This is a genomic window from Nostoc sp. UIC 10890, assembly GCF_054786515.1.
Genome location: NZ_JBSGKF010000001.1, coordinates 2,490,605 through 2,505,511, shown reverse-complemented (window position 1 = coordinate 2,505,511; position 14,907 = coordinate 2,490,605). Strand labels below are relative to the sequence as shown.

At 41.4% G+C, this 14,907-nt stretch carries 10 protein-coding genes; 3 read left to right on the top strand and 7 right to left on the bottom strand.

The features are described from left to right. Window positions 1-193: 193 nt before the first annotated feature. From ACWATR_RS09815 to ahcY, 6 genes are all read right to left on the bottom strand, one after another. Complete coding sequence (locus ACWATR_RS09815; RefSeq protein WP_460331815.1) at window positions 194-1,021, bottom strand: fimbrial biogenesis chaperone; 828 nt, start codon at window positions 1,019-1,021, stop codon at window positions 194-196. 181 nt (window positions 1,022-1,202) lie between these two features. Then, on the bottom strand, window positions 1,203-1,676 hold the full coding sequence (locus ACWATR_RS09810) for a hypothetical protein (RefSeq protein WP_460331813.1): 474 nt from the start codon (window positions 1,674-1,676) through the stop codon (window positions 1,203-1,205). 61 nt (window positions 1,677-1,737) lie between these two features. Then, window positions 1,738-2,232, bottom strand: a complete 495-nt coding sequence (locus ACWATR_RS09805) for a hypothetical protein (protein WP_460331811.1) — start codon at window positions 2,230-2,232, stop codon at window positions 1,738-1,740. A 333-nt stretch (window positions 2,233-2,565) separates the two neighbouring features. Beyond that, window positions 2,566-7,047, bottom strand: coding sequence for a translation initiation factor IF-2 N-terminal domain-containing protein (locus tag ACWATR_RS09800; RefSeq protein ID WP_460331809.1), 4,482 nt, complete (start codon window positions 7,045-7,047; stop codon window positions 2,566-2,568). 202 nt (window positions 7,048-7,249) lie between these two features. Then, a complete protein-coding gene (locus tag ACWATR_RS09795; RefSeq protein WP_460331808.1) occupies window positions 7,250-8,167 on the bottom strand; it encodes a histone deacetylase family protein in 918 nt (305 codons plus the stop codon). Window positions 8,168-8,444: 277 nt separating this feature from the next. Next, a complete protein-coding gene (gene ahcY, locus ACWATR_RS09790) occupies window positions 8,445-9,722 on the bottom strand; it encodes an adenosylhomocysteinase (RefSeq protein WP_460331806.1) in 1,278 nt (425 codons plus the stop codon). Between the two features lie 392 nt (window positions 9,723-10,114). Here ahcY and ACWATR_RS09785 point away from each other — a divergent pair, with 392 nt between their 5' ends. Together ACWATR_RS09785 and ACWATR_RS09780 are read left to right on the top strand one after the other, a co-directional pair. After that, on the top strand, window positions 10,115-11,794 hold the full coding sequence (locus tag ACWATR_RS09785; RefSeq protein WP_460331803.1) for a mechanosensitive ion channel family protein: 1,680 nt from the start codon (window positions 10,115-10,117) through the stop codon (window positions 11,792-11,794). 328 nt (window positions 11,795-12,122) lie between these two features. Beyond that, window positions 12,123-12,560 (top strand): DUF6918 family protein, encoded by a 438-nt coding sequence (locus ACWATR_RS09780; protein WP_460331801.1) that lies wholly within the window; start codon window positions 12,123-12,125, stop codon window positions 12,558-12,560. 261 nt (window positions 12,561-12,821) lie between these two features. Here ACWATR_RS09780 and ACWATR_RS09775 read toward each other — a convergent pair whose 3' ends face one another. Further along, window positions 12,822-13,490 (bottom strand): HAD family hydrolase, encoded by a 669-nt coding sequence (locus ACWATR_RS09775; RefSeq protein WP_460331799.1) that lies wholly within the window; start codon window positions 13,488-13,490, stop codon window positions 12,822-12,824. A 756-nt stretch (window positions 13,491-14,246) separates the two neighbouring features. Between ACWATR_RS09775 and ACWATR_RS09770 the strand changes: the two genes are divergently transcribed. Beyond that, window positions 14,247-14,861, top strand: a complete 615-nt coding sequence (locus tag ACWATR_RS09770) for a Uma2 family endonuclease (RefSeq protein ID WP_460331797.1) — start codon at window positions 14,247-14,249, stop codon at window positions 14,859-14,861. Window positions 14,862-14,907: the final 46 nt, after the last annotated feature.

Here is a 14,907-nt window from a genome sequence, read left to right as displayed (position 1 = left end):
TATCAGTAAATCTATTTATAAAAATAGAGACGTTGGATTGCAACGTCTCTACAAACATATAATTCCCACGCACCAGGCAAAATTATCGATATTAATGCTGTATTTTACAGCAAGACTAATTCTTTCAAATCAGGCTACAGATGCCAGATTTAATTTGAATTTATTAATTACGAATTATAAATTTTTACACAAACTATTTATTTTGTAATGTAGCCGCTTGTGTAGGAATAGTAATATTTAGATTGAAGGGTAACTTACTTTTTTTACTGTCTTCACCCCAAAACAACTCACCACTAAGCTGATATTGTCCGGGTTTGAGGGCTGGTTGGTCTTTGCTGGGGTAATTTAATAAGAAATTGCGATCGCTATTTGCCACCACAGCATTAGCATCTACCTGCCCAGTTTTGACAACAGTTTGCCCTTGACGTAAAGTCCAATTTAAGCTAGGTAAAACAGTTGCTTGACCGTTATTGCGAACTAAAATTTGAATTTGTTTTTGCTCTGCGTTAAAGCTGGCACTATCAATCGCTAATTGTGGAGAAAGATTGCCTTTTCTGACGTAGAATGTCACGCCAATTCGTGCCACCAAAGTAACGTTATTACCAGCAGCATCTTTGGATTCACTGAGAGTTTCATTAAACACTACCGCACGATATTCCCCATCAGGTAAATTAGGAGCCAAGCGGCTAATGAGGCGCACCCGCCGAACTTCTCCTGGTTTGACAGTCAACTCACGTGGTGAGAATTGTAGATATGGTGTCAAGTCACTGGGACTAGAGGATAAGGTTTGAAACCCTGCATCACGGCTATATGTGAAAGGTTGAGCATAGATCCGAATTCGAGAATGAGTCTTACTGGTATTGGAAATCGTGATCATTCCTTGGGCTTGTCCGCGTTCCGCCTTGGCTTCAATTATCAGAGGAGAAACACTCATTTGTGCTTTAGCTGCAACAGGAAACAAAATTAGGGCGAATAAGCCAGCACTAACAGCAGCTAGAGAGCGCCAATTATTATTGAGCATATTTATAAATATGGCAGGATTGTCAATTTAATTCCTAATTTATAATTCCCAAAAGCAGACTTATTTTATCTCTGGGTAATCAGAAAAATATCTTGCCGCTTGAAGATTTATTCTCTAGCGACAAGATATTCAACAACTATTCTTCTCAATCAATCTGAAGGGAAACTAGAAAAATTTTAGACTATGGCACGATAGTCAACGTTGTTACATAACTGTAGTTTCCAGGAACAAGAGGACTGCCTTTATCTACAATCATGTCTATATCCAAAGGTAAACCGCTACCTCCTGGCAGGAATACAGGATTATTATTCTGAGAATCCGTGCTGCCAAAAGGTGAGTTGATTATTCCAACAGAGTGAATGGGTGTAAAGCCAGGGCCCCCAGTCTGCTGTGGTTTAGATATACTCACTCTGGCACCTTGGTTACAGCTAACAAAAACCTTACCAAATTGCCCTCCGGCAAATCCACCCGCTAGTGTAGTTGGATTAGTCGGCTGGTTGAGTCCCAATTTACCAGGAATAATTTGATCGAAGTTGCAGACACCACCGACATTTGCTGTAAAGGGAACATCAGCAGTTTGTGCTATTGTTTTGGGCGCAACAGCAACAGAACCAACAACTATCAAGGCAGCGGTTAATAAAGAACGACGAATCATTTTTAAATCCTTCTCAAATGAATTAGAGTTCAATCAAATGAAGCATCAACAAGAAAAACAGTTATGGTGCAATGGTTAAGGTAACAACGTAGGTATAAATTCCTGGCGTAAATCCTACTGGTCGTTCTACTAACAAATTCACCTCTAGATTGGTGTTACCTGCTGGCAAAGTTGCGCTTCCACCACCAACATCACTGCGAACATTGGTAGAACCAAATTTTAAAAAGCCAATGTGCGTTGTCCCAGATGGATCGGCACTAGGGCCAGATACAAGCCTGGGGGGAGAAACAGTAACGGTTGCAGATGTGCTGTTTTGTACACCTATAGTGGCGGGAGTTTGTGATTCCAACTTTGTCGAAATTCCACCAGAATTGCCAGAAATAGTTGCTTCAGCAGTACCAGGGGCAGGAGAACTAAAGCTAGCTTCAGCTGGAACTGTTCCACTGAAAGGAACATCTGCACTTTGAGCTAGCACAGCTTGATCTAGAACGAATGCCTGCACGCTTAATACACTTGCCAGCACCAGGCTAGAGGTTAACGCTAGACGGTAAAGCATAAAGAAGTTAACTAATTCTCAGCGTTGTCTTATCTCAGTGCTTCTCTTAAATTAACTATCAAATGCTACATTATCGACCGCATAAATACGATACTTCTATCTTTAGAAGCAAATTCCGTTAAGATACTTAGCCCAAGTTACGTTTATGAAATTTAAGTTTTCTGCATCTGTCGATTGATGTCATGCTTACGCACGACACTTTACAGAGTGGTCTAGAACCGAGATTTAGTAGCGAAAAATGCTAGTTCTGGTGATTTTTAAAATTGGTGTTAGTTTTGTTAAGCGATCGCCTCAACTTTATCTACCCAATTTTTGAGATTATCATCATTAGTTTTAGCTGAAGAGTTGAGAAACATCAACGAAACCTCCATGAAGACTTACAATATTTGAAACTTCAGAATACATACTTCCGACTTTCCCTGATTGATGGGTAAATAAATTATGACAACCCACAATTATCAGTAGTTCTTGAGCGCGAGAAAATGCAACGTTAACCCGTTCTGGCTTCTTGGCAAATCCTACATCTCCTTTGCTATTGTTGCGAACCATACTCACAATTACAACAGGTCTTTCCATCCCTTGAAATCTGTCTACTGTACCAGTACGAATTTCTAATGAAGGAAAAAGTTCAGATTGTAGACGTTCATCAATTTTTCTTAATTGAGCGCCATAAAAGGTAATTACAGCAATTTCTTTTTTCGGTTCACCATTAGCAACTCTAGAAGCCCAAGTAGTCTCGAATTGGTGACACAGACGTTCAATCGCATCAATTTCTGGATTATTAAAGTAAGAAGTTCCATTTCGTTGCTCTAAAAACTGATTTTCTATCGGCGTTTTTACCCAAAGAAGATGCTGAGATTCTTTGATAATTTCGCCTGCTAAATGATGTGCGCGTTTTGTGTCTGGCTCCAAAATACCAGATTCTAATTTACCGTCATAAAACTGATTGATTGCTCCCATAATAAATGGGTGCATTCGATATTGTGTAGTTAGCATTTGTTTGATGCTTTCATCAGCAGACTCAAACTGACTTTTAAATAATGATTCTTCTAAGAATTGTAGTTCATCTCGTGTATTACCCATTGTTTGAGCAACTTCTTCTACAGTGCTAGTATCAAGCATTGGTGGTAATTGCCGATGATCGCCTACCATGACTAACTTTTTACCTTTCAAAGCAGGGATTAATAACTCTGGTGGAGTACACTTACTAACTTCATCAATGATGACGACATCAAAAGATTTGAATTCTTCTGAAAAACCTCTATTTGCAGCTTGAACACAGGTGATACCAACGACGTTGGCATTATCTAGATATATGCGCCTTAAATCGTCGCGGTCGCGTTCATTTGGCTGCCTTAATTTTTTTATCCAATCTTGTACAAAATTCTGATATTTATTGAGATAAGCTTCATCTTTTTGTAGTTGCTGTTGCCAAGATTCAAAGCTAATATTTATGCTGCGTAATAACTCTATATTAAACAAGTCATTAGCAAATTTTTCTGGTTTAAATGTATCCGGTATTGTTTGCCATTCTGTCAACCACCAGCTTCTTTCTTCTATTAAAACTCCTGATGGCTGTGGTTGTAGTTTTTGTTCTAATTCGCGTAGGCTAATTTGTAGTTTTTCAAGGTGCTGTAAGGAAGTTTCAGTTTCTCCTTTTAGCTTTGATAAATGCTCATAGAGAGAACCTTTAATCATCTCCAACACAGCAAATGGTTCTAATAATGAAATTAAGTTTTCAATTTGACTAATGGAAGTTTCCCAAGAATGCACTTGATTTGAAAATTCTTGTGGCTGCTCCCAAATCTTTGATTGTGTTGCGAGATATTGTTCAGTTAAAATGCGTAATTGAGCAGGAATATTTTGTTGGTTAAGTTCTTGCAAAATATTTATAACTCGTCCAAGCTGCAAGTTAGCATCTTGCTGTGCTTTTTCTACTTCAGCTTGAGTAATGGATATTTGCTGTTGGCTAACTTCATTTTTTTGAAGTTCATTTAATTGCCGTTGGAGATGCTGAAGCTGTTGATCGGTTTCTGTTTTTACTTTTAAAACACATTGACGTGCATTAGCAAGGATTGTATCTAGCAATTCTTGTGTAATTCGGGTGAGAGTAGAGTCGATGTTATTCCATTCCCAAGATGCGCCATAAGTCCGTTGCATTCTAATTAATAAAACCTGGGTATTCTCAACTAGTAACTTTCGCTGTTTGGGGTTGAGTAGCTGATAATTGTTAAACTGTTGATAGGTTTCTTGCCATTGGGTGCGATCGCTCTTTGATAGCACCATTGGGATCTGACTAAAATTTTCTTGTAAAAAATAGCTAAAGTTATGCTGTTTCCCCCGTCTGTCAGTAAAACCTCCGTCTATTTCATAAGCGATCGCCTTTGTCAATAACTCCCATTCTGGCAGGTTAATTTTGTAAACTTTTGGTACTATTGGTAATTTTAATGTATTAGCAAACATCAACAAACCTAGCGGCAAGTCTACTAAATTTTCTGTTAGTGGTAAACCTGATTGATGGCATTCTTTTAAAGTTTGATAGAGAAAAGAAGGTGCTGTAGATTTCCATTCCTTAACTGCTGAGATAATATAATCTATTTCCCGTTTGCGGTTTTCCCATATCTGGATTGTTTGCTGTATGTTTTGCAGTTTGGCAATATATTGCTGATAATCTGGTTGTAACTGATTCAACGAAGCGAAATTTTGTTGGACAATTTGTACTGATGCTGCAACTTCTGAGATAGCTTTACTTGCATTTTGAGCATAAGTCAAAGCAGTTTTAAATTCAGAAAGTTCTCGTGCTACAGTTTCACGCAACCAAACCGCTAAACCAAAAGCACCAAGCGCCGGACGCACAAAACCCAGTTCATCAGTGTATTTGATAGTTTGACGAACATTTGCTAAAAATTCTTCTACTACACTGTTACCTTCTGTGTATGGCTTAAGAAGCGGCAAAAAATCTGTAACTTCTGGAGCTTCCCAGTTTATATTTGGTGCAGTATTGAGGATATTTTCTAGTCCTGCAATTAGTGATTCAACTTCATTCTGTTTTTCTACTGTTTCGTTATAAGATTTTTCTTGACTTTTAAAATTTGCCTCTAGTTTTAACTTATTCTTATTGAATTTAGTTTGTTGTTGATTGAATTCTTCCTCTGCTTGGAAGTAGGCTGTAAATCTTTGTGATGATGCTAGTAATTTACTGAAAACTTGGATGTTTTCAAGCCGTTGAGTAAGATTATTTTCGCAGTCATTCGCTGTATTTTCCAGCCATCTGCCAATTACTTGGTCTTCTAAAAATGGCTGTCCTTCTTCCCCAACTTTTTCGGCTCTACCTTTTCGTACAGCGCGAATCACGGGGTTGTGAACTAATCGACTCAGGGCATTATCTACTGCTAAATTAGCTTGAGATGCAATTAGAGTGCGTCCACCGCGAAGGGCTATTTGATAGCAAATCTCGGCAATTACAGTAGTTTTGCCAGTACCTGGTGGCCCTTGGATAAGAACAAGATCCTTCGCAGCAAGTACCTTTTCTACTGCTGCTTTTTGACCAGGATTAGCAGAAGATAACAACAAATCTTGTGGTTGAAGTTCAACAGTTGTTTTGATTTGTCTAGCTTGAGAAGCATCGAATAAAAAGTTACCCAAATATGGATTTTGGGTGTAACCATTATTCAAATCATCTAAAGCTTTTTTCTTGCGCTGAATCTGCTGAATATCACCAACTGCTTCAAAACACAAAAATCCTGTATCTGGCAATTTATAACGCTCTGTTGCCATGAATTCAGCTAAGTCGCGTTCTAATCGGAGGCTAATAATACAACGGTTGGGGTCAACTTCTTCAACAGTTCCTAATTGACGACCACTAATCCAATTTTTGCCGACGGGAGCAGTTTCAAAAAGCTTTAAATCTTCGTTTTTTGTGCGTCTTGCTCGTTCCCAAAAGTTTTCTAATTCGAGGGAATTTTGATAAAAGCCATCAAGGGTAGCTGAATTTACATCAATTTCAAAACTGATTCGCCTTTTGAAGTTATAGTTATGACTTACGTAACGCACACAAAACTGACGTGCTTTCGCAATTTTTTCTTCAATTTGCAAAAACGCTTTCCAAGCCTTAAGCTGATCTTCTGTAGGTACATGGTCGCCACAAACTGGCGCGGCTGCGATGCGTTTTAATGTCGCTGGCGGAATGTCGAGATGATGCTGATGATTAGCTAGTAAACGCAAGCGACAAGGTATAGCGTAGCTATCGGCGTGTCCCCGTGAGGTTTGTAACAACTGAGCCGAAAGTATTTTTATCCCGCCGCGTCCATCTTTTGGTACAGCTGCTCTAAATCCTAATGTTTTTCTGAGCTTCTCAAGCCTTGCGGGTAATGGAAAATCATCGGAGTCTGTTGCTATTGTCAAATCCCAAATTTCTTCTCTTGCTTCTTTCCCCGCACCTTTGCGACGGACGTAAAATAGGGAGGGCTTTTTACCGACACATTCATACATTAACTCATTGGCGCGATCGCGCCGCTCCCGAAATTCGGGATATGATTTCAGAACAGCTTCACCTTCAAGATGACGGATAAAACTATCAATTGCTGAAGCTATAAATGTATAGCCCCAATCTTCAGAGGTTATTTTAGTAGTTTTCGAGGATTTTGCTGTTAGTTTATTTACCGCTAAACGAATGCGTTCAACTTCGGGTTCTGAGATTGTACTGGTATGACTTTTGACTACAATTTTGAGCTTTTCACAAATTAATAATAGCTTTTTGCTATCTAAATTTAATTCTTTTGCTAGTTCGTAGACTCTGAGTTTGCCGTTGTTCATCCAGTAGTGCCTTTGCTGACAAAATAGGGTTTAAATTTAAACGCAAAGGAGCGCAGAGGTAAGCGCAGAGTAGCGCAAAGTTTATTTTAGTCCTATTCGCTACGAATTAAATTTGGCAATACTCTGCGTACCTTTGCGTTTACTTTGCGTTCCTCTGCGTTTAAAAACTCTACGATTTCGGTTACTATTACCCGTTAAATAACTATAGTTTGTACCGCTGGTAAACTTCACTGGCGGCGCGATGTAGCAGGGAATGCCGCCATACTAAGGATTTCATATCATCCGCATAACCGCCGCCGATGACGCAGGCGACAGGATAACCGCTACTCATACAGGTACTTAAAACCTGCATTTCGCGGCGGAAAATCCCGGCATCGGTAAGGGCTAATTTGCCTAAACGATCGCCTATATGAGGATCAACGCCAGCATCATAAAATACTAAGTCTGGCTTGACTTTAGACAATAAATCTGATAAATAATTCGCCAAAGTTTGTAAATAAGCATCATCCTCCATTCCTACTGGCAAAGGAACATCCAAATCGCTGTTTTGTTTAGTACCGGGGAAATTGACTTCGCAGTGCATGGAGAAAGTAAAAACGCTGTCGTCGTTTTGGAAGATAAAAGCGGTGCCGTCTCCTTGATGAACATCCAAATCCACAATCAGGATTTTTTGGACAAGTCCAATTTTTTGTAAAACGCGACAAGCGATCGCTAAATCGTTGAAAATACAAAAACCAGACCCATAACTAGGAAAAGCATGATGAGTTCCACCAGCAGTATTGCAAGCTAAACCTTGACTTAATGCTAGTTTAGCAGTGAGTATCGTACCACCTACCGCTACACAGGTACGATTTGCTAATGCTGGACTCCAAGGCAAACCAATGCGACGCTGTGCTTTGGGGTCTAGGGTTCCTTCGCAATAAGCTTGAACATAATTTGAGGTGTGGACTAACTCTATCAACTCTAGCGGCGGACGTTCAGGTGTGTGAAATTGTTCTTGATTAGCTACATCATCAGCTAACAGCAATTCGTAGAGTTTTCGGAATTTAGACATCGGAAAGCGATGTCCTTCAGGTAGGGGAGCAATGTAATCTGGGTGGTAAATAATTGGCAAGTCCATAATCGAGAAAATCTCAAGCAGCTAATCTGACAACTAGTAGTTCGCCAAGTTACCTTGGTGGGGTAAAGGGTAAGGGGTAAGGGGTAAAGGTTTTTAGCTCCTGTCCCATCTTCCCCTTTAACCTTTCCCCTTTAACCTTTCCCCTTTAACCTTTCCCCTTTAACCTTTCCCCTTTAACCTTTCCCCTCTACTAGATAACAGATTGCAGTATGTGCGAAACACAAAAAAAGGGATAAGCCCAAAAGCCTATCCCCCAAAAAATCAACTAATCAATGTATCAAGTTCCTGAAGTCCAAGAATTGATGTACTCAATTTGGTCAGCAGTTAGGCTATCAATCTTAATACCAATAGCCTGCAACTTCAGCCGCGCAATTTCTTGATCAACTTCAACAGGAATTGAGTGCAAACCAGGTTCCAACTTACCTTTATTCTTCACCAGGTATTCACAAGCCAAAGCTTGGTTCGCAAAACTCATATCCATTACTGCGCTGGGGTGTCCTTCAGCCGCAGCCAGGTTAATCAAGCGTCCTTGTCCAAGAACGACAACTGATTTACCATTTTTCAACTTATATTCTTCGGTGAAAGGACGAACTTCCTTGATTTCCTTAGCATTAGCAGCCAAGTATTTCAAATCAAGTTCCAAGTCAAAGTGGCCGGAGTTACAAACGATCGCACCATCTTTCATCACATCGAAGTGTTCACCACGAACGACGTGCTTGTTACCAGTCACAGTGATAAAAATATCACCTTGGGGTGCAGCTTCAGCCATTGGTAGGACGCGGAAGCCATCCATTACAGCTTCAATTGCCTTGATGGGGTCAATTTCGGTAACGATGACATTAGCACCCATGCCACGGGCACGGAGGGCTGTACCTTTACCACACCAGCCATAACCGACGACGACAATATTTTTACCAGCCAACAAAATATTTGTGGCGCGGATAATGCCATCTAGGGTTGATTGCCCAGTACCATAGCGATTATCAAAGAAGTGCTTGGTGTCGGCGTCGTTAACGTTGACTGCGGGGAAGGTGAGAACGCCTTCTCTAAACATGGCGCGTAACCGCACAATGCCGGTGGTGGTTTCTTCGGTGCTACCAATCAAATCAGCGATTTGGTGTTGGCGTTGTTGTACCAAAGTTGCAACCACATCGCTACCGTCATCAACAATAATGTTGGGGCGATGATCTAAAGCTATTTGAACGTGGCGGTTATAAGTTTCGTTATCTTCGCCCTTTTGAGCAAAGACGGGAATTTCATGATCGACGACGAGGCTAGCTGCTACGTCATCTTGCGTTGATAGTGGATTGCTAGCAATTAAAACAGCATCTGCACCACCGGCTTTCAGAGCGATCGCCAAATGTGCTGTTTCTGTTGTAATGTGGGCACAAGCTACAAGGCGTAAACCAGCGAAGGGTTTTTCAATCGCAAAGCGATCGCGGATTTGCTGCAAAACTGGCATTTCGCGTCCAGCCCATTCAATGCGCTGTCTTCCCAAGGCAGCTAGGCCGAGGTCTTTAACCTCGTGCTTTAATCGGGGAGAAGTTGCGGTCATCAAAAGTTACCTCAAAAATTTAAAAAAGTTACGTAGATTTTACGCACTCTACTAGGTTATTGTACAACTTGCGATTTTTGCTTGAAAGAAAGCAAATCACTAGTCAATACTCCTCAAGACTAGCTTGACGTTTGCTTACCCTAATGTCAACTTCATCGCCAGGTTCTTTCTTTTTGTTTTATCTTTGGTAAGAGTAAGACTCTTCTAAGCTTTGCTTGCTGATTCTCAGTACATTGTCATCTATCTAAAGGTAGGGGACAAACAAAAAAACATCAAAGTTTCATTATCTAAAGAGAAAACCTCAACTTTAGATAGGTACATTTACTCAAAGTAATTGCGGAGGATGGTTATAGAAGTAGTCAATAGTCAATTTTTTTCAAGGAGGTGTTTGAGTGCGTTTTCAATTTTTGGCGTTGGCTTTGCCCGCCGTAGGCATCGCCAGTTCAATGGCCATAGCTGTTGTATCTGTGCCAAAAGCCACAGCCCAGCTCCCTTTTGTCCCTCAACTGCAAGCTCCCAGTAGTGTTAGTAATGACCCAGATAACAGAATTGTTTCGGGCTGGATTTATTTAGATGGTCGGCGCTTGTTTCAGATAGCGGCATCAAGAACCAACTTTCCCGAACGTATAGAAAACGTCCAGCAGAATTTGGAGAGAATTAGCCAAAGTTACTTTCAGTCATCTGGAAACAATGAAGCCAAGGTAGAAGTTGGGAAAGTAAATGACTTACCAGTAATTTATGTCAATAGCCAATACCTGATGACGATTACTTCCGATGATGCCAGATTGCGACAGGTAGACATGGCAACATCGGCAAATCAAATCAGAGATGCCTTGCAACAAGACTTGCAACAAGCAAAGAAAGAAAGACAAACTCAATTTTTAATCGACCAAGGTAAAATTGCTGCGGGCATTGGATTGGTGATGATTCTCATGAGTTTGGGGGTGTATAGCTGGCAGCGGCGTTCCCAAAAGGATTTAGTAAACCCCATTGCCTCTCAACCCAACACAGGCCCCTTAAACTCCCCAATTACACCAGCAGCAGCTCAACCAATTGCAACACAACTGAATCAACAACAACACCGACATCTCCAAGAAGTTAAGAGACGATTGTTTCAGCTAAGTCAAGCCGGAATTTGGGGAGGTGGAAGCTTCTTTATTTTGGGTCTATTTCCCTATACACGAGCATTTCAAGTAGGAATTCTCAATGCCGCCCAATTTCCTTTGCGATTAGGCGTTGTGTTACTGGGAACCTATGTAGTGATCCGTTTGACCTACGCCCTAATTGACCGCTTCACCACCACTTTAATCAGTAGTGGTGCTTTACTGACTCCAGAAAGTTCTGAACGGCTGCAACTGCGAGTTTCCACATTTTCTGGCGTGACTAAAAGCATCGCTACTGGGATCTGCGTAGGAGTGGGTTTCTTGCTAGCGCTGGTGGCATTGGGGATAGATATCGTTCCCTTGCTAGCGGGTGCAAGTTTAGTTGGTGTTGCGGTGTCTCTGGCCTCGCAAAACTTAATTAAAGATGCGATTAATGGTTTCCTGATCATTCTAGAAGACCAGTACGCTTTGGGCGATGTGATTAATGTGGGAGACGTGGGAGGCTTAGTAGAAAATTTGAATCTGCGGATGACCCAACTACGAGATTCTGAAGGACGCTTAATTACGATTCCCAATAGTGAAATTAAAGTTGTTGCTAATCTTTCTAGTCGTTGGTCACGAGCCGATTTAACAATTCCCATCGCCTACCAAGCCGATACAGAAGAGGCTTTGAAGTTGATTAAAACTGTTGCCGACAAGATGAATCAAGAACTGCAATGGCAACGTCAAATTTTGGAACCGCCGCAAGTTTTGGGAATAGATCAATTTGGCGATCGCGGTTTGATTATTCGCGTCTGGATAAAAACACAGCCCCTCAAACAATGGGATGTAGCACGGGAGTTTCGCCGCCGCCTGAAAATTGCCCTAGACGAAGCTGGAATTTCTATTTCTGTGCCTCAACAAGCAATTTGGGTCAATGATGATCAGTTGTTAAATTTTCAAGGTAATGGCAATGGCAAAGCTAATTAGAAATTTGGCTTCATAACCGCATTTTTCAGTTCCCTCATTCCCAGTCTGAGACTGGGAATGTCCCTTGCTGGGGGCAGCAGCCCAATGAACTGTTTTGCATTGTGTATTAAAGATGTATATACACCGTAGCCTTACCAAGGAAGGTGTCGCAGGGGGTGGTGTTCTTTCTATGTTTACTCAAACTACTGACAGCAATAGACTTCTGTATGCCTCTGCAAAAGGCTTATATCCATAACATCCTCTAACTCTGATACCATTTTCTGTAGTTTCCTGCTTGCTAAAAAAATTAGTCGAATAGAAATTAAGTACTTAGATAAGGAAGAGTGAAATGGGACTTAGCGACGGACTTTTGAACCCGACGAAAAAAGCTATGGTCATAGATGACTGTTGCAACATGATTGAAGGACAGCTTGCATCCAAGTCAGGTATGAACGGCATGGTTTTAAAAACTGCCTTTGCCGCCTTGAAGGGGATTAAACCAGGGTATATCCCTTACGTCGTTGAGCTGATTTTACCTCAATGCTTCACGGCACTTGATCCCATCTGGAATGAAGGTGTAGAGAAAGGCGACCCAATTGGACACCTGAGTAAGAATAGCTCTCGTACCGCAGATGCGCTGCTGAGTGTTACTGATGCGAGAGTCAAAAACACAAAGCGCCAAATCGTGCGAGGAACCTATGAAAAACTTCGCGGTTCAGCCAAAAAGCACGTAGAAGAAGCAGTGCCAGATTTAGCTAAGGTAATCAACAATTACACTAAGGCTTAAGCCACAAGAGAAGAATCACAATAAACGTATGCCGCCGTTCGATGCCCCGGTGGCTGGCATACGGGGCAAATATTAAATTGGCGAAAGTGGACAGACATCACCTCAAAAGTTTACCAACTCCAAATCAAGTTCCGCCTGTTGGATGGCTCCTTCTTTGAACTGTTTTGTGAGATTGATTAAGGCTTTTTGATTAGTATAATATTGTACAGTTTCGTTAATGAATCGACTGCGATCGCTAACCCTTCTTCCTTCTTTTAGAATTTAAGCATTTGCACCCAGAATAGAAGAGTCATAATGCTGTAGCAAATCTTCTGGATCATTGTAAATTGCGATCGCTCCCGACAGTTGTTCATCGCTAAAGCCACCGCAGCGCAAAGCAATCACACCTACCCCTGCTTTGCCGGCAGATTCAATATCGTAGGGCGAATCTCCTAGCATCACGACTTTTTCAGGAGTCATTTGCCCTTTGTTCAAGGCAGCTTCTACAATGTCAGGAGCAGGTTTAGATGCTTCGGCATCATCGGATGTAGTGACTTCCGATAGCAAATCATCTACTTGGGCAATTTTGAGCATGATCTCAAGTTCTTCAGAACTGGCTGAACTTGCAACAACCAGATGCAATCCCGATTTTTGCATCTTTAATATTAAGTTTCTGCTCCCATTGGCAGCAGTTATTTGCGGTATATATTTGTCAAATAATAGTTCTTTGCGTAGTTTAGCGATCGCTTTGCCAGTTCCTTCTTCACCATTTAATTCTGGCACTACTTTGGGAATCAGTTGATCTCCACCCATGCCCATGAGTGGTCTAACTGTTTCAAATGGCACTTCTAAGTCATAAGCTGCAAATGCTTCCACCCAGGAATTTGCATGAACATCATTACTTAAAACCAGCGTGCCATCAATATCTAAAATCACCCCATCTAATGCCATGAAAAACCTCGGCTGACGTTTTGTTTCATAGCTGATGATGGCATGGCAAATAATTTACTTCATCGTCCTAACAGAAGAGAAGGAGATCGCGTGAGATAATTTGAGAAAGTGCGATCGCGTTCGAGACGCTTAGTACAGGATTTCACAAGTTCGTAGCGTTATTAAGTCTGGCAAAGCTTTACTAGTAACTCACTGTACAACTTAATCATGGTATGCATATACGAAAATGGGTCGTTTCAGCCTTTTATTAATTGTTCTTCGATGGTCATCTGTAGGGGTTTAGCAATACTCATAGGTGTCAACTTAACGTGAAACCCTTGTCAAGAAGTGATACTAAGTTCACTTGCTGACCATCACTATCCGCGTTACCCCACCCTAACCCTCCCCTTGCAAAGGGGAGGGAACTGGATTTCTTTTTCCCCCCTTTCCAAGGGGGGATTAAGGGGGGTAAAACGCGTGTGGAATAAGCGTTTAAGCTTAAGTTGACACCAATGAGCAATGTGCTAAACCCCTACGACAGACGTGCTTTTTCAAAGAATTCATATTTGGTATTTTCTGTCAATGCGTAAGTCCTAGATAATAGCCCTTTCAAGGTGACCAACGAAGATACGTTGTTTCAGTGCTAGCATCTTGAATCCTCCGCTCAAATTTTGAGCTTTTTGAAGGTTGAAATCACCAATCTTCGTTCCAAATTTCATCACCTTGAAAGGGCTAGTCCTAGATAATTTATTTCTTGGAGTTTCCTAAGAAGTCAAGATGTTACAAACACCCGCTAGTCCAGAAACAGAAACCCTATTGCTTGAGTTGCCTAAGTCCATTGGGCTGTATGTTACTCAAGAACAGTTTGCTGCTTTAGCCGCAGCCAACCGAGACTTGAAACTGGAAAGAACCGCACAAGGAGAATTAATAGTAAACCCACCAACAGGCTGGGAAACTGGAGAGCGAAATTGCAGTATTTCTGGCGAATTGTATTTGTGGTGGCGTAATGCGGGCGAACCTGGTAAGGTCTTTGACTCTTCTACAGGCTTCATTTTACCCAATGGTGCGACTCGCTCCCCCGATGCCTCTTGGGTGAGCAAAGAACGATGGCAGGCGCTTACTTCGGCACAAAAAGGAACGTTTGCTAATATCTGCCCCGATTTTGTGGTTGAGTTACGCTCTAGTTCAGATACCCTCAAGTCCCTGCAAGATAAATTGAGGGAGTATATCGACAATGGCGCTAAACTTGGTTGGTTAATCGATCCGCAGCAGCGACGGGTGGAAATTTATCGACTGGCTAAGGATGTGGAAGTGTTGGAGAATCCATCTGAGTTGTCAGGTGAAGCGGTGTTGCCAGGTTTTGTCTTGAATTTGCGACGCGTGTGGGATTGAAAGCATCTTACTCACTATGCGTTAATTAATGCATAGCTTGCTTCTC

Excerpts from the sequence above, each read along its gene's own strand:
- ACWATR_RS09780 (WP_460331801.1), top strand. The coding sequence starts at position 12,123 with ATGGGACTTAGCGACGGACTTTTGAACCCGACGAAAAAAGCTATGGTC.
- ACWATR_RS09800 (WP_460331809.1), bottom strand. The coding sequence starts at position 7,047 with ATGAACAACGGCAAACTCAGAGTCTACGAACTAGCAAAAGAATTAAAT.
- ACWATR_RS09775 (WP_460331799.1), bottom strand. The coding sequence starts at position 13,490 with ATGGCATTAGATGGGGTGATTTTAGATATTGATGGCACGCTGGTTTTA.
- ACWATR_RS09815 (WP_460331815.1), bottom strand. The coding sequence starts at position 1,021 with ATGCTCAATAATAATTGGCGCTCTCTAGCTGCTGTTAGTGCTGGCTTA.
- ACWATR_RS09795 (WP_460331808.1), bottom strand. The coding sequence starts at position 8,167 with ATGGACTTGCCAATTATTTACCACCCAGATTACATTGCTCCCCTACCT.
- ACWATR_RS09805 (WP_460331811.1), bottom strand. The coding sequence starts at position 2,232 with ATGCTTTACCGTCTAGCGTTAACCTCTAGCCTGGTGCTGGCAAGTGTA.
- ACWATR_RS09770 (WP_460331797.1), top strand. The coding sequence starts at position 14,247 with ATGTTACAAACACCCGCTAGTCCAGAAACAGAAACCCTATTGCTTGAG.
- ACWATR_RS09810 (WP_460331813.1), bottom strand. The coding sequence starts at position 1,676 with ATGATTCGTCGTTCTTTATTAACCGCTGCCTTGATAGTTGTTGGTTCT.
- ahcY (WP_460331806.1), bottom strand. The coding sequence starts at position 9,722 with ATGACCGCAACTTCTCCCCGATTAAAGCACGAGGTTAAAGACCTCGGC.